Source organism: Pseudomonas sp. 21LCFQ02, assembly GCF_024129895.2.
GTDB lineage: Bacteria > Pseudomonadota > Gammaproteobacteria > Pseudomonadales > Pseudomonadaceae > Aquipseudomonas.
Window position 1 is genome coordinate 6,137,106 of sequence record NZ_CM178749.1, and the last position, 23,053, is coordinate 6,160,158.

The following is a 23,053-nucleotide window of genomic DNA, read 5'->3' on the forward strand; positions in this document are numbered from 1 at the left end:
AACGGCGATCGTCATGATCACCCGGTAACCGCCGGTTCCATGGCAGGCATCATAACGACCTTGCTGCGACTACGGTAATAGGCCAGCGCTGAACCCCGACTGAACACCTGCGGCACACCCATGACACACCTGAACGGGCAAATCGGCTAGGCTGTGCGCTCCCCCACTCTTGCAGAAAAGGAATTGCCCATGCGTGTCTGGATTGCGTTGACCTTGATGGGCCTGGCCGGGCTGGCGCAGGCGGCGGTAAAGACCGAGCAGATCAATTACCGGAGTGCTGACGGTACGCAACTGGTCGGCTACTACGCTTACGATGACGCGATCACTGGCCAGCGCCCAGGCGTTCTGGTGGTCCACGAATGGTGGGGGCTGAACGACTATGCCAAGCGCCGCGCCCGCGACCTGGCGCAACTGGGCTACAGCGCGCTGGCCATCGACATGTATGGCGATGGCAAGAACACCGAACACCCCAAGGACGCCCTGGCATTCATGCAGGCCGCGCTCAAAGACAGCGACGCCTCCAGCAAGCGCTTCGACGCCGGCCTTGAGCAACTCAAGAAACAGCCGCAGACCAACCCGGCCAAAATTGCCGCCATTGGCTACTGCTTCGGCGGCAAGGTGGTGCTGGACGCCGCCCGCCGTGGTGAACCGCTGGCGGGCGTGGTGAGCTTCCACGGCGCCCTGGCCACCCAGAGCCCGGCCAAGCCAGGCATCAAAGTTCCCATGCTGGTGGAACATGGCGCCAGCGACAGCATGGTCACCGCCGAACAGGTCGCGGCCTTCAAACAGGAAATGGACGCGGCCAAGGCCGACTACAAGTTCGTCAGCATCGAAGGCGCCAAACACGGCTTCACCAATCCTGACGCGGACCGCCTGAGCCACGGTGAGCATGGCGGGCCGGACATTGGCTATAACAAAGCCGCCGACCAAAGCTCGTGGGCCGACATGCAGACGTTCTTCAAGAAGATTTTTGGCTGACAGCCCCAACACCGTAGGAGCGGCTTTAGCCGCGAATGGAATATGGCCATTCGCGGCTAAAGCCGCTCCTACGCCCGTAACCGACGACACAAGACCATGACTGCACATCTGCCCCTCCCCGCCTGCTGCCCTGATCTCACGCTGCACTGGCCTCTGCCGGAAACGCTATCAGGGGTGGTATTAATTAGCGGATCATTCGACCCGCAGCAACTCGCCCCCAGCGACTGGTCACTGTGCAATATCGAGCCACCGGCCAGCATCCAGCGTTCGGTGGCCAAGCGTCAGGCTGAATTTCTCGCCGGGCGCCTGTGTGCCCGTCAGGCCTTGCAGCAGCTTGACCGGCGTCTCTATGTGCCCGCCATCGGCGAGGATCGCGCACCGGTCTGGCCTGCCGATGTCTGTGGTTCGATCACCCACAGCACCGGCTGGGCAGCGGCCATCGTTGCATCGCGCACGCACTGGCGCAGCCTGGGCCTGGATGCAGAAAGCCTGCTCAGCCATGAGCGCGCCAGCCGCCTGGCCGGAGAAATCCTTACCGCAGACGAACTGGCCCGTCTGCAACAGTTGCCAGAGGAGCAACTGGCGCTGTGCGTGACCCTGACCTTTTCGATCAAGGAGGCGTTGTTCAAGGCGCTGTATCCGCTGGTTGGCAAACGCTTCTACTTCGAAGATGCGCAGGTACTGGACTGGTCGATTGACGGCCGGGTGCGTCTCGGTCTGCTGTGCGACCTGTCGGAACAATGGCAGCACGATGCAGTGCTGCAGGGGCAATTTTGCCTGCATGACGACCATCTGCTGAGTCTGGTGGCCGTGGCGGCGTGAAGGACGAAGGTTTACGGCGGCTTTGAGCCCGTCGGCAACGGGCAATACTCACAGCGCCCGACCCACTCGACCCGATGACTCAGGCAACAGCTGCGGCGCTGGCGGCGGGGGGTATAAACAATGGTCTGGTACAACGGGTTGCGACGCCCGTCAGCCTTCAGCCGCTGGCTCAGTAGCGGCCAGCCTTTTTCCGCGAGCGGCGCGTCAAGACGAATCAGGCAGTGTTCCAGAGCTTCCCCGGCGCTGCTCCACAACACCGTCCGCGGCACACCGCCATAAGCGCTCAGGGCATTGACCAACGGGGTCAGCAAGTCATCCAGCAGGTCGGCAAAGCACTGCAAAGGATCACCACCCGGCGCTGCCAACACAGCACCTGCGGCAAGAAACTTCACCCCGGTCGGGATACCCCGCTCATCAAGTGCCACCGCCACCTGCTCAAGCCCCAACGGCCAATGCCAGTCCTGGGTTATCGAGGCCACCAGCAGCGGCGGGATCACCAGCATGAAGCCGTACTTGGCCCACTGCGAGACCAGCACATCTCGCTGCTGCGGCATCAAGTGCGCGCCATAGAGATTCAACAGCAGAGCCTCCAGACGCTGCGGCTGCAGCAGTTCAGCCAGCGTCAACAGCGGACGCTGGTCATCCTCGGCCACGATATGTTGCATGAACGGCTGTAGCTGAGCGGCAACGTGCAGCATCACGGCTCGACCTTTTCTGCGGTCTGCACGCGCGGCCAGGCCAGGCTGAAACAGGCACCGCCCAACCGCTCGCTACGGCCGATCAAGGCCCGCCCCTGATGCCAATTGATAATGCGCCGCACGATGGACAACCCCAGGCCATGACCGCCTGAGGTGCGGGTGCGGCTGTCGTCCAGACGCATGAAGGGGGTAAAGATCCGCTCCCAGGCACTTTCCGGCACACCCGGGCCATCATCCTCGACGTCAAGCCGGCAGCGGCCATCCTCGACCCGGAAACTGATGCTGACCCGCGACTCGGCATGGCGCATGGCATTGCTCACCAGGTTCTGCACGGCACGGCGCAGATAACGCGGTTCGGCCTCGACCCAGGCATTGCTGTCCTCGGGGTCGATCCGACAGACACCACGGGCGACCCGCACCTGGGCGCGCAGCGGCGCCAGCTCGGCAATCACCTGATCGATCAGGCTTTCAAGATCGACCCGCTGGAAATCCAGGGTCGGCGCGCCCTGCTCCAGACGCGCGTAGGTCAGCATCTCGTCGACCAGCTTGTCGAGGTCCTGAATGTCGTTGTCCATGCCGATCATGTATTTGTGTCGCGCTTCGGGGCTTTCGGCATCCTGGACCATCTCCAGGCCAAAGCGCAGGCGCGCCACCGGTGTGCGTAATTCGTGCGAGACGGCACGCACCAGTTCCCGCTGGATGGTCAGGGAGCGCTGCAAATGCTCGGCCATGCTGTTGAACGCCGTGGCCAGCCTGCCGACCGAGTCGTTGCCGCTGCTGGGCACGCGGGTCTGCAAACTGCCTTGGGCGATCAGCGTGGCGGCAGCCTCCAGCGCCTGCACCCGGCGCTCCAGGCGGCGCACCAGCCAATAAACCACCAGGCCGATAAAGCACAAACCCAACAGTGCAATGCCCACCAGCACGTCGGTCGGGTATGGCCGCATCTGGTACAGCGGCCCCAGCTCCAGCACCCATTGGGTGTCAACGATGCCAGACAGCACCCGGATCGAATCACCGCCCTTGCCCAGCGCCATCACCGTATCGCCTTCATAGATGCGCCGGCGCTGATCGTCGTCCAGGTCAGCCAGGTCCAGAGGCAACAGTTGCAAATCGAAACCGAAGCCCTTGTCGGCTTTCAAGGCCTGCAAACGCGCTGGCTGCTCTGCGGCCGGCGCGCGCACCAGTTCATCGCTCAGCAAATACAGGGTGGCTCGCGCCAACTGCTCGGTGATCTGCTGCACCTCGCCAGTCAGCAATAAAGGCTCATTGACACTGAGTTGGCGATAGACCTTGGCCGCGTGCGGCCCGGTCTGTTCGACCACCACCTGGCCTCGCAGCAAACGGCTGCGCGCGCTGCTGTCCAGTTGTGCCTGGTCAGGCGTCTGCAGGCTCAGCGGAATACCTAACAGACGCTCCCAGATCGCCAGGGCCCGCTGGCGCTGGAGATCGTTCATGGTCGCCAGATTGTCGCCCATCAGAGCGAAGGTGCCATGGGCCATGCGTTCACGGTATTGCTCGCCGCGCTGCTGGTTAAGCACATGCAGCGACAACGTGCCAAGCAGCGCCACCAGAATCAGCACCCCCAGCATGCCGCCATAGATACGCAGGAAAATGGCGTTCATGCGGGGTTCAGCAGGGTCAGTTGACGGGCCGCTTCGGCCACGAACAGATATCCCTTGTTGCGCACCGTCTTGATCAGCCGCGGGTGTTCAGGATCGTCGCCGATCCGCGGGCGGATACGGGAAATGCGTACATCGATAGAGCGGTCCTGGCCGTCGTAGCCGACCCCGCGCAGGGCGGTGAAAATCTCTTCCCGAGACAAAATGCGCCCGGCATTGCTGACCAACAGCCACAACAGGTCGAACTCGGCGGCAGTCAACTCGATGAGCTGGCCATGCAGCAATGCCTCGCGCAACCCGCTGTCGACCTGCAACGGGCCGAAACTCACCCGCTGCTGGGCACTTGGCGGGGTCGGCTCGCTGCGACGTAACAGCGCATGGACCCGCGCCAGCAGCACCCGCGGGTGCACCGGTTTGCAGACAAAGTCATCGGCCCCGGTGTCCAGCCCTTGTACCTGGTCACTGTCATCGGTCCGTGCGGTGAGCATCAGAATCGGCCCGGCATAGTACGGGCGGACCCTGGCGCAAATGCTCAGGCCGTCTTCGCCGGGCAGCATCAGATCGAGAATCAGCAGGTCCGGCTGCATCTCGATGATCCGCGCTACAGCCCGCGCGCCATCGCCCTCAAGGCTGACCTCAAGGCCATTGGCTTGCAGGTAATCACGGGTCAGTTCGGCCAGCCGCTGGTCGTCTTCGACGATCAGCACCCGCCAGGATTCATCAGCCATGCGCAACCTCCCTCAGCACTGCCGCGAGTGTAGCAATGCCGCAGGCTTTGCCCCAGCGTCAGTTGCCCGGTGGCGGCGGTAGCAGACGAGGTGCCGGAGGACTTGCCGAGTTGTTTTTTTGTGATAGGGTTCGCGCCCACAAAATTGCACCCACCGCCAGTGCAGCCAGAAAAAAAACAGCGACCAACGGTTCAACGTACAGAGGCTGCGGGCTGGACCGCGTTATACACCCCGCAATGCACAAACTGTGCACAAGTTTATCCACAGGCAGTGCGTTGAACTGAGGCTAGAAACGCATTATCTTGTATCTCCTTTCCTGGACAGACCCTAGATGTAGGGTTTGGACCAAAAAACCGTGAACACAATTCGAGGCAGGTTTTCAAGCCCTTTAACTTGAATTTGTGGAGTTGAACTAAACGCAGGATCCGTAGCCAAACCGCTCGCGCGAATGGCCCGATGTAATCGGCACGCTGCACTGCACGTCCTGCAACATCGAATATGCACTATCCAGAGATTTCCAGGCAGCGTGCCAACCCGCTGCCTTTTTGATTTAAAGCCGGGGAACGCGCACAGCCTTCCTCAAACCGGCCAAAAGCCGGCCACGGTGGGCAGCAATGCCCGAACATACTTAAAAATGTGGAGCCCCCCATGCAGACAGACACAACTCGCGAGAACCAGCCGACCGCTGCGCCGCAACCCGCCCAGGCCCAACAGGACCTGAGCGCCACTGCCCCCGGTCAATTGCGTGTCATCAAGCGTAACGGTACTGTCGTTCCTTACACCGACGACAAGATCACCGTGGCCATCACCAAGGCGTTTCTTGCAGTTGAAGGCGGCACCGCCGCCGCGTCGTCGCGCATCCACGACACCGTGGCGCGCCTGACCGAACAGGTCACCACCACCTTCAAGCGTCGCATGCCATCGGGCGGCACTATCCACATCGAAGAAATCCAGGATCAGGTCGAACTGGCGCTGATGCGTGCCGGCGAGCAGAAAGTTGCCCGTGACTACGTGATCTACCGTGATTCGCGCGCCAAGGAACGTGCCGGCCGCGCCGCTGCCGACACCGCCGTCAAGCCGCACCCAAGCATCCGCATCACCCGTGCCGATGGCAGTCTTGAGCCGCTGGACATGGCGCGCCTGCACACCATCGTCAGCGAAGCCTGTGAAGGGCTGGCCGAAGTCGACGCCAACCTGATCCAGAACGACACCCTGAAAAACCTGTACGACGGCGTGGCCATCAAGGACGTCAACACCGCCCTGGTAATGACCGCCCGGACCCTGGTCGAGCGCGAGCCGAACTACTCGTACGTGACCGCCCGCCTGCTGCTCGACACCCTGCGCGCCGAAGCCCTGAGCTTCCTGGACGTGGCCGAGAGCGCCACCCACCACGAAATGGCCGACCTGTACGCCAAGGCCCTGCCGGCCTATGTTGCCGCCGGTATCAAGTTCGAGCTGCTCGACCCGGCACTGGCCGGCTTCGACCTGGAAAAACTCGGCAAGGCGATCAACCACGAGCGTGACCAGCAGTTCACCTACCTGGGCCTGCAGACCCTGTACGACCGCTACTTCATCCACAAGGACGGTATCCGTTTCGAACTGCCGCAGGTGTTCTTCATGCGCGTGGCCATGGGCCTGGCCATCGAAGAGAAGCAGCGTGAAGACCGCGCCATCGAGTTCTACAACCTGCTGTCGTCGTTCGACTACATGTCGTCGACCCCGACCCTGTTCAACGCCGGCACCCTGCGTCCGCAGCTGTCGAGCTGCTACCTGACCACCGTGCCGGATGACCTGTCGGGCATCTACCACGCGATCCACGACAACGCCATGCTGTCCAAGTTTGCCGGTGGTCTGGGCAACGACTGGACACCGGTACGCGCACTGGGCTCCTACATCAAGGGCACCAACGGCAAGTCACAAGGCGTCGTGCCGTTCCTGAAAGTGGTCAACGACACCGCCGTGGCGGTCAACCAGGGCGGCAAGCGCAAAGGCGCTGTCTGTGCCTACCTGGAAACCTGGCACATGGACATCGAAGAGTTCATCGAGCTGCGCAAGAACACCGGTGATGACCGTCGTCGTACCCACGACATGAACACCGCCAACTGGATCCCTGACCTGTTCATGAAGCGCGTCTTCGACGACGGCAAGTGGACCCTGTTCTCGCCATCGGAAGTGCCGGACCTGCACGACCTGACCGGCAAAGCCTTCGAAGAGCGCTACGAGTACTACGAAGCCCTGACCGAATACCCTGGCAAGATCAAGCTGTTCAAGACCATCCAGGCCAAAGACCTGTGGCGCAAAATGCTCTCGATGCTGTTCGAGACCGGCCACCCGTGGCTGACCTTCAAGGACCCGTGCAACCTGCGCAGCCCGCAGCAGCACGTGGGCGTGGTCCACAGCTCGAACCTGTGCACCGAGATCACCCTGAACACCAACAAGGACGAGATCGCGGTCTGCAACCTGGGCTCGATCAACCTGCCGAACCACATCGTTAACGGCAAGCTCGACACCGCCAAGCTCAAGCGCACCGTAGACGTTGCCGTGCGCATGCTCGACAACGTGATCGACATCAACTACTACTCCGTGCCGCAGGCGCGTAACTCCAACCTGCGCCACCGCCCGGTCGGCCTGGGCATCATGGGCTTCCAGGACGCGCTGTACCTGCAGCACATTGCTTACGGTTCCGATGCTGCCGTGCAGTTCGCCGACACCTCGATGGAAGCGGTCAGCTACTTCGCCATCCAGGCTTCCTGCGACCTGGCCGACGAGCGCGGCGCCTACGAGACCTTCAACGGCTCGCTGTGGAGCAAGGGCATCCTGCCACTGGACTCGCAGCAGATCCTGATCGAAGCCCGTGGCCAGAAGTACATCGATGTCGATCTGAAAGAAACCCTCGACTGGGCGCCAGTTCGCGAGCGCGTCAAGAAAGGTATCCGTAACTCGAACATCATGGCCATCGCGCCGACCGCGACCATCGCCAACATCACCGGCGTGTCGCAGTCCATCGAGCCGACCTATCAGAACCTGTACGTGAAATCGAACCTGTCGGGCGAATTCACCGTGATCAACCCGTACCTGGTCCGCGACCTGAAAGCCCGCGACCTGTGGGACTCGGTGATGATCAACGACCTTAAGTACTACGACGGTTCCGTGCAACAGATCGAGCGTATCCCGCAAGAGCTCAAAGACCTGTACGCCACCGCGTTCGAAGTCGAAACCAAGTGGATCGTCGACGCCGCCAGCCGTCGCCAGAAGTGGATCGACCAGGCTCAGTCGCTGAACCTGTACATCGCCGGCGCTTCGGGCAAGAAGCTGGACGTGACCTACCGCATGGCCTGGTACCGTGGTCTGAAAACCACTTACTACCTCCGTGCCCTGGCTGCGACCAGCACCGAGAAGTCGACCATCACCACCGGCAAGCTCAACGCGGTATCGAGCGGTGGCCACGGCCCGGACGACTCGGCCATCGCCGCCCCGCGCCCGAGCGAAGCGGCCCCGGCCGGCCCGGCACCCGTGCCGAAGGCCTGCGCCATCGACGAGCCTGATTGCGAGGCTTGTCAATAAGCACCGATAGAGTGCAGCCGATACATTGTGTTGGCTGCCTCCTCAGGTGCTGAAAAAAGCCGGTACGCTCAACGGATAATCGTTGGTCGTATCGGCTTTTTCATACACGCAGGAACGGCGTTTGTCCGACGCTCAATACACTTTTTTTCGCTACACTGAGGCCTTTGAAGTGTCCGAGAACGCCCTCATGCCTGCTCCCTCACTACAAGCCAAAAAGGCTTACTACGCCAAGATGCGTCGCTCCAACTATGCTGCCAGCCTCCGGCTTGAAGGCTTCGATAGCAAGCCTGCCGACTTGCACAGTGCACGACCAACTCGTGAAGAATTGCTGAAAATCTATCGTGCTGATCCGGCGTGATGCGGAATAAATATGGCACAGGGCAAGACCCTTACTGCTACCCAGGTACCAGCCTGCTGCGTAACCGACTTGGTTTGAAGGATGAGCAGATACTGGAACATGCAGAGCTTGAATTGTCTGAACTGGCTGCCGACAGCATAGAGTTCGGGCAACCGCCTTACGATCTTCAGTACTTGAGCAATATCCATCGCCAGCTGTTTTCAGATATTTATGACTGGGCTGGGCAGCTACGCACCATCGATATTTCCAATGGAAATACGCTTTTCTGCACGGTCTCACGCATAGAACCAGAAGCTGAACGGCTTTTCAAAAGCCTGGCCAATGCCAACTGGTTTCAAGGTCTGGACCGAGCAAGCCTGATCATTGCCGGTGCCGAGATGTTCGGCGACCTTAATATGATTCATCCCTTCCGTGATGTTGACATCCTCCCCGTCCTAAAGGGCGGGGATTCCCACAACTGGACGCTCATGCCCGAGCGCGAGAATGTTCTTGGCGGCGTTGACGTCGCGGTCGTGGGTGGCACCACACCCACAACAAGTCCATTCCCTTATTCCAAGCCCTGCGATACCTCTCGGCCTCGAGTCCGGCAATTGCTTGCAGCTCGAACAGGTTTGGGTGGTGTTTCTCTCGCTAACAACCTTGAAAACCGTGCCTGCGTGATCGCATTTGTATTCCAGCATGGTTTTCAATTGACCCCAGCCGGCGTCCAGCACCGACTTGGCCATCCTGGTTTTCGCGAGTTTCAGTGAGTTCACATCGCCCACCACAATGACGCCACAACGCGCTACCAGCGCGTTGCTGAACTTATGCAGGGCATCCTTGCGGCGGTTCGCAATCCTGGCGTGAATCGCCCGCACACGAGCCTTCTTGCCGGCACGCTGGGCCGTGCCCAGGGCGCTCTCCAGATCCCGGTAGAACCTACCGCTTTCAAGGCGATCACCGTCGCTGCAGGTGGCCGTGGTTTTCAGTCCGAGGTCGATACCCACCGCGTCCTGGCCTGGCGATAACTGCCGGTCGACCTCGACCACGACGTTGAAATACCAACGTCCACGGCTGTCCTCGTTGAAGCTGCCGGATCTGAATTTAAAGCCCGCCAGGCCGTAGCTGTCCCAGACCTTGAAGTGCTGTCTGTTGAAGACGACCTGGCCGTTTTTCCAGACAGCAGCGCCGGCCTTGAGGGGCACCCAGCCCAGGCTGCGCCGAGCGCCGCCCGAGCAACGCCAGCGTAGCTGGCGCTTTTTGAACTGCTTGCGCCGTGTGACATATTCGTCGGCAACAGCCTGCACCGATTGGCTGTGCAGTCCCAGGTCTTTGCCGGCCCCGTTGGTGTACTTGTGAATGTCGAACGCCGACAGAAAACGACCACGCTCACGAATCGAGCGACTACTCAACTCGTTTACGTAGTTCCACACAAAATTCACAGCACGAGAAGCCTCACGCAACTGCGCTGCATGCTTGTCTCGCACTCGAACCTTGAGGGTTCTGGTCGCTTTCATTTCAGTCATGAAACACAGAGTAGGGGCGGTTTTATGGATGTTAACCCCTATGACCGCTTCGCGGTGGCGCTTTCATCCCCCACCTGAAGGAAGGGGCTTTTCGCGCCAGCTTGGTAACGGCAGAGCGCAACGCATCCTGTTCGAACATCTCATCATCAATGCAGGTTTCCAGATCGACTGGTGGGGCGTCGGTATTGATCAATGGACACAAGCCAACATCAATTCCGTCGTGTGCGATTACCGTGCAATGCAAGCCGTATTTGAACAATGCGTAGGTGACGCAATCGAATAGAGCCGCTGGTCACCCGTCCATTCAGCTCTCAAGTAATCCTGACCTCATGCAACCCCTGACACCCGTCAGCTTTCTTCACCGTTACCAATGCCAAAATCACCTCAGCCGAGAATAATTATCGACGGCCAATGAAACTATATCTTGTGCCAATACTCAAAAAGAAACACAATATAGACGTTTTCAGTGTGACCCGAGCGCGTTTTCCCGGCAGGAAAAAAGCCCTCGGCAGCGATACGCAAAGCAGTGATTTCACAAACTGATTTTCTCAACGGGTGAAGCAGTGCACAGCAATATTCTGTATACTTCGCGCCCTTGATCCAGGGTACTCACATGACCAATTGCACACGCAATGTCGGCTCACCTGACTACAACCGAGATTCGTATCGCAGGCTCGCCTGCCACTGCCCACGTCGCGGTGGCCCAAGCAAAAAACGCAGCCTCAAGCACCCGACACCGTAGACGCCTCGACAGATCGAGAAAAATTCCGTTGCCAGCGAACCCTTCGCAACGCTGGCAGCCCATACTTTGAAATTCACCGGTCACACAGGGCACCTCTAGAAACCTGAGCGATGGCAACGCAGGTAGTTTTTAGAGATGCCCGACGCGACCCTCAAGCAGGAGATGTACCCATGCTGAGCTGGGACGAGTTCGATAACGAAGACGGCGAAGTCGCCGCTGCCAAACCCGCTGCCCAGGCTGCCAAAGGCAATGAAGGCGCGCTGGATCGCCTCGACACCGACGGCGGTGCCGCCGCCGTTGAAGCGCGCGCCGTCACCTCCAGCGACTCGGCTGCCGTGGCTCGCGCCAAACAGGCGCTGAACGACCTGGACATCGCCGAAGGTCTGGCTGAACTCGAAGGCTCCTCGGCTCGCGTGGCGGTCGACGAAAAGCGCATGATCAACTGCCGCGCCGACCTCAACCAGCTGGTGCCATTCAAGTACGACTGGGCCTGGCAGAAGTACCTCGACGGCTGCGCCAACCACTGGATGCCGCAAGAGGTCAACATGACCGCCGACATCGCCCTGTGGAAAAACCCTGAAGGCCTGACCGACGACGAGCGCCGCATCGTGCTGCGCAACCTGGGCTTCTTCTCTACCGCCGACTCGCTGGTTGCCAACAACCTGGTGCTGGCCGTGTACCGCCTGATCACCAACCCGGAGTGCCGCCAGTACATTCTGCGCCAGGCCTTCGAAGAGGCGATCCACACCCACGCCTACCAGTACTGCATCGAGTCGCTGGGCATGGATGAAGGCGAGATCTTCAACATGTACCACGAGATCCCGTCGGTCGCGAAAAAAGCCGCCTGGGGCCTGAAGTACACCCGTTCGATCTCCGACCCGGAATTCAAGACCGGCACCCCGGAAACCGACAAAGAACTGCTGCGCAACCTGATCGCCTACTACTGCGTTCTGGAAGGCATCTTCTTCTACTGCGGTTTCACCCAGATCCTGTCCATGGGCCGCCGCAACAAGATGACCGGCGTCGCCGAGCAGTTCCAGTACATCCTGCGCGACGAATCCATGCACCTGAACTTCGGCATCGACGTGATCAACCAGATCAAGATCGAAAACCCGCACCTGTGGGATGCCGAGATGAAAGAAGAAGCCACGCAGATGATCCTGCAAGGCACCCAGCTGGAAATCGAATACGCCCGTGACACCATGCCACGCGGCGTACTGGGCATGAACGCGGCGATGATGGAGGACTACCTCAAGTTCATCGCCAACCGTCGCCTGACCCAGATCGGCCTGAAAGAAGAATACCCAGGCACCACCAACCCGTTCCCGTGGATGAGCGAGATCATGGACCTCAAGAAGGAGAAGAACTTCTTCGAGACCCGCGTGATCGAGTACCAGACCGGCGGCGCGTTGAGCTGGGATTGATTGCCGCATGACGGTTCAGCACGCACCGGGTTTCTCGGTGCGTGCCGAGATACAGCGTTAGCCCCAACACTGTTCAGATAAGCACTGCGGACCCGGTGGGAGCGAGCTTGCTCGCGAAGAGGCCAGTAAAAACACTACATCTGCTGCGAATGTGCCGCCCTCTTCGCGACCAAGGTCGCTCCTACAAAGGCATGCAGTGCTTATCTGAACAGTATTGGAGTTAGCCCCCATCCCCCTCAGCAAGCAGCCGTCGCAACGATTGCAATCCAGGCTTGCACTCCTACCGCATCAACCCACCGCCCCCACCTTCACCCAACGCTGCTCTTGGGCTGAACGCCGCGCCGCTTCTGCCAGTCGCTCGACCTCCCACGCTTCCTGAAAGTCCACCCCTGCGCTGCCCGGCTGACCGGCCAGAGCTTGCAGCAAGCCATGTACTTCCAAGGTCTTGAGTTCGTTATAGCCAAGCTGATGCCCTGGGGCCGGGCAGAACGCTGCATAGCCAGGCAATTGCGGTCCGGCCAGCAAGGTACGAAAGCCGCTGGTTTCGACCCGTGAGCCGGGCTGGTAGAGACGCAGTTCGTTGAGCCGCTCCTGGTCATAGACCAGCGTGCCCCGTGTACCGGTGACTTCGAAGCACAGCCGGTTCTTGCGCCCATGGCGCAGCCAACTGGTCGTCAGCGTGCCGCGTGCGCCATTGGCGAAGCGCATCAGGATATGCGCCTGGTCATCGACTTCGACCTGACGCGGCCCGTTGGTTGAAGGCCGCTGGGCATGCACGGTGTGCAGGTCGGCGCAAAGGCTGTCGACCTCACCGAGCAGAAAGCGCGACAGTGACAGGATATGACTGCCAAGGTCGGCCAGCGCTCCACCGGCCTGACGGGTTTCGCAGCGCCAGCCGAATGGAGCCTGTGGGTCGGCCATGAAGTCTTCGCTGAATTCGCCGCTGTAGCCGACGATTTCGCCCAGCTCACCACTGGCAATCAGTTCACGGGCCAGGCCGAGCATCGGGTTTTGCAGGTAGTTGTAACCGACACGGGTGACCACACCGGCAGCGCGGGCGGCATCGCGCATCTGGGTGGCCTCTGCCAGGGTCGCGGCCAGCGGTTTTTCGCAGTACACCGCCTTGCCTGCGGCCAGCGCCGCCATGGCCATTGGATGATGCAGCAGGTTAGGCGTGGTGATCGCCACCAGATCGACATTCGGATCATTGATCAACGCCTCCCAGCCCATCGCCAGCTGGAAGCCCCAGGCCCGCGCGCAGTCGGCGGCCCGTGCCGGGTCAGCGTCGGCCAGCGCCACACAATCGACCTGCAGGGGCAGGTCGAACACCGAACCTGCATGTTGAAACGCCAGGGCGTGGGCGCGCCCCATGAATCCGGTGCCGATCAGGCCAAGACCGAGTCTTTGCATGAGAGACCTCTAAGACAGAAGAAAAGACCCGGCAGGCCAGCCGCCGGGCAAGGAAGATGCTTGTTCAGCGCTTGGCTTTGCGTTTGTTGCGGTACTGATCGACGATCACGGCAACGACGATGATCACGCCCTTGATGATGTCCTGAATGTAAGCGTCCACGCCGAGGAAGGTGAAGCCGCTGGCCATCACGCCAAGGATCAACGCGCCGATTACCGTACCGGTGATACGGCCCACGCCGCCCGCCAAACTGGTCCCGCCGATCACCGCAGCGGCGATCGCGTCCAGCTCGTAGGACATGCCCATGCCGGCCTGGCCGGTCGCGGCACGTGCCGAAGCCACCACCCCGGCCAGCCCCGCCAGCAGACCGGCGATGCTGTAAACGATGACCAGATGGCGTTTGACGTTGATCCCGGAAATCCGGGCGGCCTGCATGTTGCCGCCAATCGCGTAGGTATACTTGCCGTATTTGGTATAGCGCAGGGCGACATGGAAAATCACTGCCACCACCAGGAAGATAATCACCGGCATCGCGCCATTGCCGATCGCGGTATAGCTGTCTGAAAGCATGCTGACCGGCTGACCTTCGGTGTAGTAACGCGCCAGGCCACGGGCCGAGACCATCATGCCGAGGGTGACAATAAAGGGCGGGATGCCGGTAATGGCGATCAGGCTGCCGTTCACCGCACCGGCGAGCAGCCCGACGAACAGGCCGGCCATGACCGGCACCCAGACCGGCATGTCGGTCAGTGAAGGAAACACCGCCCGGCCAAAATCAGAGGTTTGCGCCAGACTGGCAGCGACCATCGCCGATAACGCCAGCACCGAGCCGGAAGACAGGTCGATACCGGTGGTGATGATCACCTGGGTAACGCCAATGGCCAGCAGGCCGATCACCGAGACTTGCAGGATCATCAGCACCAGGCGCTGGGAGTTCATCAAAAAGCTCTGGTCGCGAATCACCCAGCCGAACGCTTCAAAGGCCAGGCCAATACCGAACAGTACAAGCAAAATACCCAATTCGGTGGGCATGCGCCGCCGGCGGCGTGGTGCGGGTGTTTCCAGGGTCTTCTTGTCGGAGACGGCAGTCATGGGAAGGTCCTCTTGTTCTTGGAATAGGCCGACGGATGAGCGGGCGGCGCTGCGGCGCCGCTCCACAGAATCAATGGATCATGGGGTTGCCCGATGCCAGGTGCATCACCCGCTCCTGGGTCGCGTCCTCGCGATCGAGGAAACCGGTGACCTGCCCTTCATGCATGACCATGACCCGATCGCTCATGCCGAGCACTTCGGGCAGTTCGGAAGAAATCATGATCACCGCCAGACCTTCGTCGGCCAGGGCGGCGATCAGGCGGTAGATCTCGGCCTTGGCCCCTACATCGATGCCACGGGTTGGCTCGTCAAGAATCAGAATCCGCGGGTGGGTCATCAACCAGCGCGCCAGCAGTGCCTTTTGCTGGTTGCCGCCAGACAGGTTGGCGATGCATTGGTCCAGTGAGGGGGTTTTGACGCGCAACTGCGTCCGCATCTCTTCACACAGTTCGTGCAGCCGCTGCTGCTGCACGAAACCGCTGCTGGTATGGCTGGAGAGCACCGCCACCTCCATATTTTCCTGCACGCTCAGGCAGGCAAAGATGCCGGTGTCCTTGCGATCTTCGGTGAGCAACGCCAGGCCCTTGCGAATCGCCAGGCAGGGGTCACTCATATTCACCGCCTCACCGTCGATGATGATCTCGCCGGAGGTGGCCGGGGTCACGCCGAACAGGGTCTCGGCAACGTTGGTACGCCCGGAGCCCATCAGCCCGGCGATACCCAGAATCTCGCCGGCATGCAGGTCGAACGAGACGTTCTCGAATACCCCTTGCAGGCTCAGGTCGCGCACCGACAGCAGTAACTTGTCGGTGGGTGCGCTGCGCTCGGGAAACAGCTGAGTCAGCGGCCGGCCGACCATCATCGAAATCAGGCTGTCGCCATCCATGCTCTCGGCACTTTGCAGACCGATGTAAGCGCCATCGCGAAACACTGCCACTTCATCGGCAATGGCAAAGACTTCATCCATTTTGTGGGTGATGTAGATAATGCCCTTACCCTGGCTCTTGAGGTCGCTGATGATCGAAAACAGATGGGCGACCTCCTTCTCGGTGATCGCCGAGGTCGGCTCATCCATGATCAGTACGTCGCTGTCGTAAGACACCGCCTTGGCGATCTCGACCATCTGCCGACCGGCGATGCTCAGGCTGCCGACCAGCTCTTCAGGGTCCAGGTCCATGCGCAGGCGGTCGAGTAACTCTTGTGTGTTTCGATGCATGACCCCGTGATCAACCATATGCAGCGCATTGAGGGGCTCGCGACCCAGCCAGATGTTCTCGGCGATGGTCATGTACGGCATCAGGTTAAGCTCCTGATGGATCATCGCGATGCCTGCCTGCAAGGCCTGCAAGGGGCTGTCGAAGCTGATCGGCTCACCGCGCAGGCGCAATTGGCCGGCATCCGGCTGATAAATGCCGGCGATGATCTTCATCAGCGTCGACTTGCCCGCGCCGTTTTCGCCCATCAACGCCAGCACACTGCCGGGCCGTACCCGCAGTTGCACATCGGACAGGGCAACCACGCCGGGAAAACCTTTGGTCAGGTGGCTGATTTCAAGCAGGAACTCACCGTTCAAAGAGGCCGAGCGGTCGGCGGCGAGTGTGGCTGGCGAAGGGGCAGCACTGAGCATGTTCACGATCTCCTTACGTGGCCCAGGGCGACTGGCGCCCAAGGGCGTCGGATCATTTTTGTTTGGATGGTGCGTCGTTGGCTGGGGTAACCAGCCGATGAGCAGGATCACGCAGCCGGCTTACAGTAGCCAGGAGCCGGCCACAGGGAGCAAAGAGCCTTTGCAAGGAGCAAGAAATGTGCATGACGACACCTGTTTATTTTTGTTGGTCGCTACGGTACCGAGACGTACCGGGCATTTATTCGTCTACCTTGAAGACGACTTTATTGGAAAATATTTTCCAGTCAACATGTTTTTGGAATTTTGTTTACTTACTTATTCCAGACACAAAAAAGCACCTGCCGTGAGGCCAGGTGCTTTTTTTAGCCGCGGTGTTTACCAGCTGTGGTCGATGTGCAGGCCGATGTTAGAGCCATGCAGGTCGGAACCGAAGGCGCCGGTACTGGACAGTGCCGAGTCGGGATCGTAGCGATCTGCCGCTTGCTGAGCCGCCCGGTTCCAGGTCGCATAGGTATAGAACAGCCGCACCTCGGTGGGCGATTTGAATTGCGGCCCTTTGGGTGACCAGGTCGGCGCCAGGGTAATCTTGCTCAGTTGCCGCGTCCCGCCCGGTGCCTGCACCCGATCATGGCCGAGCTCGGTGGAGAACTTGAACTGCTCGCTGATGCCGTACACCAGACGCCCACCGAGCGAGGTCCAGCGCAGGTCGTCACCGTTGGGTCGCCGGTCTTTCTGGTACACGGCCGCGACCTGGCCGCCCCAGCGCGGGGTAATCTGCCAGTCGAAGAAATCGAGTATCCGGTAAGACACGTCCGCGCTGCTGAGGTTATTGTCGCCGGTGCTGCCCAAACCGGTGCCCGGCCCCTGGCCGCGCTGCAACGCGATGGTGTTCACCCCGTTCCAGCCCATGAAATTCTGCTGCTTGTGCTGCAAGGTCAGTGCCCAGCCGCTGTTGGCATTGGGCCGATTGGAAGGTTTGTCCAGATAGCTCACCCCGACTTCCAGACTGCCATTGGGGTTGGTGTCAAAGCCGGCGACGTTGAAGTCATAGCGGTTGACGTAGTCTTTCTGGTTGAAATTGTCCTTGCGCGAAAACGCCAGGCTGTATTTCAAGCCACCGAGCTCGACATTCTCGATGCCGCCCCCGGTGGCACTCTGGTTCCAGTAATAGAAATCAGAAATGGAGATGTCATTACGTTTGTAGTAACGCCGCCCCGCCCACAAGGAACCGCCGTTGAGCGCTGCCACGTTCTTCCAGTAGCCGTAGGCCTGCGGCAACCGGATTTCACCACGCTCACCGTTGAACGTCGGCGTGCGGTCGTACTGGTTGTACAGGCTGCCCATGCCAAACGCGCCAACTCTGGAGCCATCATCGAGCGTCACGAACTCCTGCTCCAATGACAGCTCGGCATACTGCTCGCACTCGTTGCCGAGGCGATATTTCGATTGTGCCCCCTGCAGCTTGAAACAGCGCTGGGACCCGGAACCGGAAGACTCGCCCAGGCCGCCACGCAGATAGCCGGTGAACTCCAGTGCATGGGCTGGCAGTTGCACGGCCACCAGCGCGCTGAACACCAGCCCCGTCTTGATCGTTGTACTGCTCATTGCATCACTCCGTCTGTTGTTGTTTTTCGAAGCGTCTGGATCAATTACTGCTGCCGGGCCGTTTTGTACGCGCACGCGAACGCCTCGCCAGCGCGATACCGGCAAGTGTCGGGGGCATTCAGGGGAGATGGCGCGAGCGAACAGCTATCGCCCGCGCCCGGCATAGCAGACCTGGCAACCCGGAGCCGTTGCTCCGGGCAGTACCGCTACTGCTTGGTCAGCGCCTGGAATTCGGCGAGGTTGTCCTGAGTGATCAGGCGAAACGGGATCAGGATGTTCTGCTCGACCGGCTGTTTGTTGATCATCTTCACGGCGGCATCCAGCGAGCCCTCGGCCTGGCCCTTGGCATCCTGGAACACCGATACCGTCAGCAGGCCACGCTTGATCGAAGCCAAGCCATCAGGCGTACCGTCGACACCGGCGACCAGCACATCCTTTTGCCCGGCCTGGCGCAGGGCCATGGCGGCGCCGATGCCCATCTCGTCATTATTCGACAGCACAGCATTAATCTGCTTGCCAGCCAGCAACCAGTTGCTGGTCAGGTCCATGCCTTTGTCACGCAGCCACATGCCGGTCTGCTCTTCAACGATCTTCATGTCGGGGTATTTGGCCAGCACCTCCTTGATCCCGGCGGTGCGGCCCTGGGTGGAGTTGTTGGCCAGCTCACCGAGCAGAATCGCGACCTGCCCCTTGCCGCCAAGCTTGTCGGCGATGTACTCGGCCTGCAGGCGCCCGGCCTGCTTGTCGTCCGAGGTGACGCTCACGACACGCTCGGGCAGCTTGGGATCGTCCGGTTTGCGATTGATGTAGACCAGCGGAATACCGGCCTTGCTGGCCGCTTCGTTGATACCTCGGGTCGCCGCGGTGTCCACCGGGTTGACGATAATCGCGTCGACCCCTTGGCTGGTGAAGCTCTGGACCTGGTTCAACTGTTTGACCACATCACTGCGGGCATCTTCGAACTGCAGCTTTACCCCATCGGTCTTGGCCTTGGCGCTCAGGTATTCGCGCAGATAGGTGAGGTAGTTGTCATCGAAGGACGACATGCTGACCCCGATTCTGATGTCCGCCAGCGCGGCAGTGCTGGTCATCAACAGTGAAAGAGCGACAGCGGCAAAACGTGGCTTGATGCGCATGGATTGACTCCGATCGTTATTGTTATAGCGGAATATGAACTGAGGAATCGCTCAGCGCCGTTGCGGCGGCACACACGGAACGTAGGGGTGATGCATCATCACCAGGGCACGCTCAACGCATGAGGCAAGCAAAGCCCCTGCGAGCGGGACCATGGCGCGGAGCCTGTGGCGCAGGGGTGGTAAGGAGATATTCATGGGCCGGTACCTGTCTTGTTGTTTTTGGAAGGTCCGCTTGCCAGCGATCACCGGCAAGCAGGCGTTACGGCTACTGAAAACCAATCTATTGGAATTTTAATTCCACATCAACACATTATAGAAATTAAATTTCTACAGTCTCCCGGCCTCAATCAGCCATAGAACGCCGGACGCTGCGGCAGCTTGATCGGCTCGATCAAGCCACTGCGCTGGGCGGCGATGCAGGCATCGGCAGTGACCGCTGCGGTATAACCATCCCAGGCACTGGGGCCTTGAACGCTGCCGCCAGCGACACTATTGATGAACGCCTGCAACTCGACGTCGTAGGCCTCGATGAAGCGCTCTTTCCAGTCCATGAGGATGTCGGTCGACAGCCTGGCGCCACTGCGCGTCTGCACCGAAGACGGCTCGGGCAAGCGAGCGATGCCCTTCTCGCCGACCACTTCGCACTGAATGTCATAGCCGTACTGACAGTTGACGAACACCTCGACGTCGATACGCACGCCCTTGGCGGTTTCCAGCAACACAATCTGCGGGTCCTTGAGGTGGGCAAGCGCCTGGGAGCTCTTGCGCGGATAAATGACCTGGGCTGACACATACTGGTCATCAAGCAGCCAGGCCAGGGCATTGATCTCATGGATCAGCGTGTCGACGATGGCCATTTCCGTGGTGTAGGTATCCGCTACGGTCGGGTTGCGATGGGCACAATGCAGCATCAGCGGCTCGCCGATACGGCCCTGATCGATGACCGCCTTGAGTGCCCGATAGCCCTGGTCGTAGGGGCGCATGAAGCCAACCTGAACCAGACGTTTGCCGTGGTTCATCTCGGCCTCGACGATGTTCTTGCAGCCTTGGGCGGTGACCGCCAGCGGCTTCTCGCAGAACACCGGCTTGCCGGCACGAATCGCCGAAAGCACGAACTCTTCATGGCTCGGCCCCCAGGAGGTGACGAGGATGGCATCGACGTTGGCCGCGTCGATCAACTCGTGGCCGCTGACGTAGACCTCGGCTTCGATACCCAGGTCCTGTACCACCTTGCGTGCCTGCTCAGGGTTGATGTCGTTGACCGCGACGATCTGCGCGCCAGACAGCGCGAAGTGGCAACGGCGGATATGGTCCTGACCGATCATCCCTGTTCCGATTACACCGATGTTTAGCGTCACGTTTGTGTTCTCCATCTGGAATTTTTATGTTCGAACGTACACTTCAGGGCACCTCTAAAAACGTAGGCGAGGCAGCCAGCACAAGGCGAGAACCGGCGAAAAACGGTCAGAGTCGCGCTCGACTTTACGAGTTGTAAATGAGCATTTTGAGCCGGTTCTCAACGCTGCGATGGCAACGCAGGTAGTTTTTAGAGGTGTCATTCAGTTGCAACCGATGATCAATACTGCCGGGCCTTGGCGATGTTCTCTTTAAGGGTGCGCGAGGCGGCCTGGACCCGCTCGCTGGTCGACACCTCGGCAGCACCGACCCGCCACCAGGACAGGTAGCCGTGGATCATGGTCTTGGGCAGCACCTTGATGTCGATTAGGGTCGAGACCGTCTGCTGGCGAGCGTCCTGCAGGGCAGCCTGCAATTGATCAACAGTGCTGACCCGGTAGGTCTTGCAGCCATAGGCCGCCGCACTCATGGCGAAATCCACCGGGACCAGGCCACCATCGAGCCTGCCGGTCTCGGGGTTGCGGTAACGGAACTCGGTGCCGAAGCTGCCCATGCCGTGTCCCATCTGCAGGTTGTTGATACACCCGAAGGCCATGTTGTCGAGCAGCACCACGTTGATCTTGCGCCGCTCCTGGATCGAGGTGGCCAGCTCCGAATGCAGCATCAGGTAGGAACCGTCACCGACCAGCGCATAAACCTCCTTGTGCGGCTCGGCGAGCTTCACGCCCAGCGCGGCATTGACCTCATAGCCCATGCATGAATAGCCGTATTCCATGTGGTAGGTGTTTTCGCCCAGGGTCCGCCAGGCCCGCTGCAGGTCGCCCGGCAGGCTGCCGGCGGCACCGACGATGATGTCGCTGGCCTCGAGGCTGGCATTCAGAACGCCGAGTACCCGGCTTTGGGTCAGGCACGAGCCGGTCAGTTCGATGAACTCTTCGAGCACCGCAGGCGGCATGCTATCGGCCACTTCCGGGACAAAATTCTGCGCGTCATATTCGACGCCGTAGACCCGCTCGATCTCCGCCCGATAGGCCTCGCGCGCCTCGGCGACGGCATTGCCCCAACTGGCGCTGTAGCCACTGCTGGCCAATCGCGTGGTCAGTTCGCCCAGCGCCTCACGGGCATCAGCGAGCACCGCGAGTGCGTCCAGCTTGCCCGCGTCGAAGCGGCCGATATTGAGGTTGAGAAACTGCACCTCGGGGTTCTGGTACAGCCACTTCGATGAGGTGGTGAAATCGGTGTAACGGGTGCCGACGCCAATGATCAGGTCGGCCTCTTTGGCCAGCGTGTTCGCCGCCAGGCAGCCGGTCTCGCCGATGCCACCGACGTTCAGCTCATGGGCAGAAACGATCGCGCTTTTGCCCGCCTGGGTTTCGGCAAAGGGAATCCCGAACTTCTCGGCGAAGCGCTGCAGTGCCTGCCCGGCCCCGGAATACTTGACCCCGCCACCGCAGATCAGCAGCGGCTTGCGCTTGCCTTTGAGCAGGGCCACGGCCTCTTCCAGCACCGCTTCGCTCGGCCGGGGCCGCTCGATACGGTGCACCCTTTTGGCGAAGAAGTACGTCGGGTAATCGTAAGCCTCACCCTGTACGTCCTGCGGCAACGACAAGGTCACCGCACCGGTTTCGGCCGGATCCGTGAGCACCCGCATGGCACTGATTGCGGCGCTCATCAACTGCTCGGGACGGTTGATCCGGTCCCAGTATTTGCTCACCGCCCGGAACGCATCGTTGGTGCTGATCGACAGGTCATGGAACTGCTCGATCTGCTGCAGCACCGGGTCTGGCTGGCGGCTGGCGTAGACATCGCCGGGCAGCAACAGCAATGGAATGCGATTGGCCGTGGCGGTGGCCGCAGCGGTCAACATATTCGCCGCCCCCGGCCCCACCGACGAGGTGCACGCATAGATCTTGCGCCGCAGGTTTTGCTTGGCGAAGCCGATCGCCGCATGCGCCATGCCCTGCTCGTTGCGGCCCTGATGGACCACCAGCGAACCGGCGTCCTGCTCCAGCGCCTGGCCCAGGCCAAGCACGTTGCCATGGCCAAAGATGGTGAAAATGCCTTCGACGAATTTGCTTTCAACACCGTCGACACTGACGTACTGGTTATCGAGAAACTTGACCAGCGCCTGGGCCATGGTCAGTCGGATCGTGCTCATGTACTCACCTTTTTTATCGTCTTCAGAGCGGGATTCACGCCGCCTTGCCATGGGTCACGCACTCGCGCAAATGGCTGATGCTCGCCTGTAACGCCGACTGCACATCGTCCAGGCCGTGCGAGCTTGCAACGAAGCGTTAGAACGACAAGTAGCCACTGCTCACCCTCGGTTCGATCTGTGCGGCATTGAACGGTACTGGCTGTAGCCGCGACGCTTCGCCGCTAAAGCGGCTC

The 23,053-nt window shown here is 60.5% G+C and carries 17 protein-coding genes and 1 pseudogene; 7 read left to right on the top strand and 11 right to left on the bottom strand.

What is annotated here, in order from left to right; genetic code table 11:
* Positions 1–189: 189 nt before the first annotated feature.
* Together NJC40_RS27830 and NJC40_RS27835 are read left to right on the top strand one after the other, a co-directional pair.
* Positions 190–978 carry a dienelactone hydrolase family protein gene (locus tag NJC40_RS27830; protein ID WP_253140682.1) on the top strand — a complete coding sequence of 263 codons (789 nt, stop codon included), beginning with the start codon at positions 190–192 and terminating at the stop codon, positions 976–978.
* 96 nt (positions 979–1,074) lie between these two features.
* Positions 1,075–1,800, top strand: a complete 726-nt coding sequence (locus tag NJC40_RS27835; protein ID WP_253140681.1) for a 4'-phosphopantetheinyl transferase family protein — start codon at positions 1,075–1,077, stop codon at positions 1,798–1,800.
* Positions 1,801–1,811: 11 nt separating this feature from the next.
* On the opposite strand, the gene fhuF is transcribed toward NJC40_RS27835, so the two are convergent.
* Genes fhuF through NJC40_RS27850 form a run of 3 tightly spaced genes read right to left on the bottom strand, consistent with a single transcriptional unit; the run spans position 1,812 to position 4,845 of the window.
* The gene (gene fhuF / locus NJC40_RS27840) at positions 1,812–2,552 is read right to left on the bottom strand and encodes a siderophore-iron reductase FhuF (RefSeq protein WP_492180593.1); all 741 of its coding nucleotides are present in this window, start codon (positions 2,550–2,552) and stop codon (positions 1,812–1,814) included.
* Positions 2,498–4,120 carry an ATP-binding protein gene (locus NJC40_RS27845; protein WP_045482196.1) on the bottom strand — a complete coding sequence of 541 codons (1,623 nt, stop codon included), beginning with the start codon at positions 4,118–4,120 and terminating at the stop codon, positions 2,498–2,500. The genes fhuF and NJC40_RS27845 overlap by 55 nt, the downstream gene beginning before the upstream one ends.
* Entirely contained in the window at positions 4,117–4,845 is a 729-nt protein-coding gene (locus tag NJC40_RS27850; protein ID WP_253140679.1) for a response regulator, read from the bottom strand. The genes NJC40_RS27845 and NJC40_RS27850 overlap by 4 nt, the downstream gene beginning before the upstream one ends.
* Positions 4,846–5,493: 648 nt before the next feature.
* Between NJC40_RS27850 and NJC40_RS27855 the strand changes: the two genes are divergently transcribed.
* From NJC40_RS27855 to NJC40_RS27865, 3 genes and pseudogenes are all read left to right on the top strand, one after another.
* On the top strand, positions 5,494–8,409 hold the full coding sequence (locus NJC40_RS27855; protein WP_253140678.1) for a ribonucleoside-diphosphate reductase subunit alpha: 2,916 nt from the start codon (positions 5,494–5,496) through the stop codon (positions 8,407–8,409).
* 187 nt (positions 8,410–8,596) lie between these two features.
* Positions 8,597–8,767 (top strand): YhfG family protein, encoded by a 171-nt coding sequence (locus NJC40_RS27860; protein WP_253115134.1) that lies wholly within the window; start codon positions 8,597–8,599, stop codon positions 8,765–8,767.
* Positions 8,767–9,123: pseudogene (locus NJC40_RS27865) on the top strand (Fic/DOC family protein); the annotation flags it as partial. The gene NJC40_RS27860 and the pseudogene NJC40_RS27865, both read left to right, overlap by 1 nt.
* Before the next feature lie 78 nt (positions 9,124–9,201).
* On the opposite strand, the gene NJC40_RS27870 reads toward NJC40_RS27865, so the two are convergent.
* Positions 9,202–10,263 carry an RNA-guided endonuclease InsQ/TnpB family protein gene (locus NJC40_RS27870; RefSeq protein WP_492180432.1) on the bottom strand — a complete coding sequence of 354 codons (1,062 nt, stop codon included), beginning with the start codon at positions 10,261–10,263 and terminating at the stop codon, positions 9,202–9,204.
* Between the two features lie 49 nt (positions 10,264–10,312).
* Here NJC40_RS27870 and NJC40_RS27875 point away from each other — a divergent pair, with 49 nt between their 5' ends.
* Positions 10,313–10,555 (top strand): hypothetical protein, encoded by a 243-nt coding sequence (locus NJC40_RS27875; protein ID WP_363321701.1) that lies wholly within the window; start codon positions 10,313–10,315, stop codon positions 10,553–10,555.
* Positions 10,556–11,184: 629 nt separating this feature from the next.
* On the top strand, positions 11,185–12,438 hold the full coding sequence (locus tag NJC40_RS27880) for a ribonucleotide-diphosphate reductase subunit beta (RefSeq protein WP_045482210.1): 1,254 nt from the start codon (positions 11,185–11,187) through the stop codon (positions 12,436–12,438).
* Positions 12,439–12,726: 288 nt separating this feature from the next.
* Here NJC40_RS27880 and NJC40_RS27885 read toward each other — a convergent pair whose 3' ends face one another.
* The 7 genes from NJC40_RS27885 to iolD all read right to left on the bottom strand — a co-directional run bounded on the left by NJC40_RS27885 (position 12,727) and on the right by iolD (position 22,820).
* Complete coding sequence (locus tag NJC40_RS27885; protein WP_253142955.1) at positions 12,727–13,848, bottom strand: Gfo/Idh/MocA family protein; 1,122 nt, start codon at positions 13,846–13,848, stop codon at positions 12,727–12,729.
* Between the two features lie 64 nt (positions 13,849–13,912).
* Complete coding sequence (locus NJC40_RS27890; RefSeq protein WP_253142956.1) at positions 13,913–14,938, bottom strand: ABC transporter permease; 1,026 nt, start codon at positions 14,936–14,938, stop codon at positions 13,913–13,915.
* 70 nt (positions 14,939–15,008) lie between these two features.
* Complete coding sequence (locus tag NJC40_RS27895; RefSeq protein ID WP_253142957.1) at positions 15,009–16,565, bottom strand: sugar ABC transporter ATP-binding protein; 1,557 nt, start codon at positions 16,563–16,565, stop codon at positions 15,009–15,011.
* Between the two features lie 375 nt (positions 16,566–16,940).
* Complete coding sequence (locus NJC40_RS27900) at positions 16,941–18,170, bottom strand: maltoporin (protein WP_253142958.1); 1,230 nt, start codon at positions 18,168–18,170, stop codon at positions 16,941–16,943.
* A gap of 206 nt (positions 18,171–18,376) precedes the next feature.
* Complete coding sequence (locus tag NJC40_RS27905; protein ID WP_253142959.1) at positions 18,377–19,306, bottom strand: sugar ABC transporter substrate-binding protein; 930 nt, start codon at positions 19,304–19,306, stop codon at positions 18,377–18,379.
* 347 nt (positions 19,307–19,653) lie between these two features.
* Positions 19,654–20,664 carry a bifunctional inositol 2-dehydrogenase/D-chiro-inositol 1-dehydrogenase gene (gene iolG, locus NJC40_RS27910; protein ID WP_253142960.1) on the bottom strand — a complete coding sequence of 337 codons (1,011 nt, stop codon included), beginning with the start codon at positions 20,662–20,664 and terminating at the stop codon, positions 19,654–19,656.
* 218 nt (positions 20,665–20,882) lie between these two features.
* Positions 20,883–22,820, bottom strand: a complete 1,938-nt coding sequence (gene iolD / locus NJC40_RS27915; protein ID WP_253142961.1) for a 3D-(3,5/4)-trihydroxycyclohexane-1,2-dione acylhydrolase (decyclizing) — start codon at positions 22,818–22,820, stop codon at positions 20,883–20,885.
* Between the last annotated feature and the right edge of the window lie 233 nt (positions 22,821–23,053).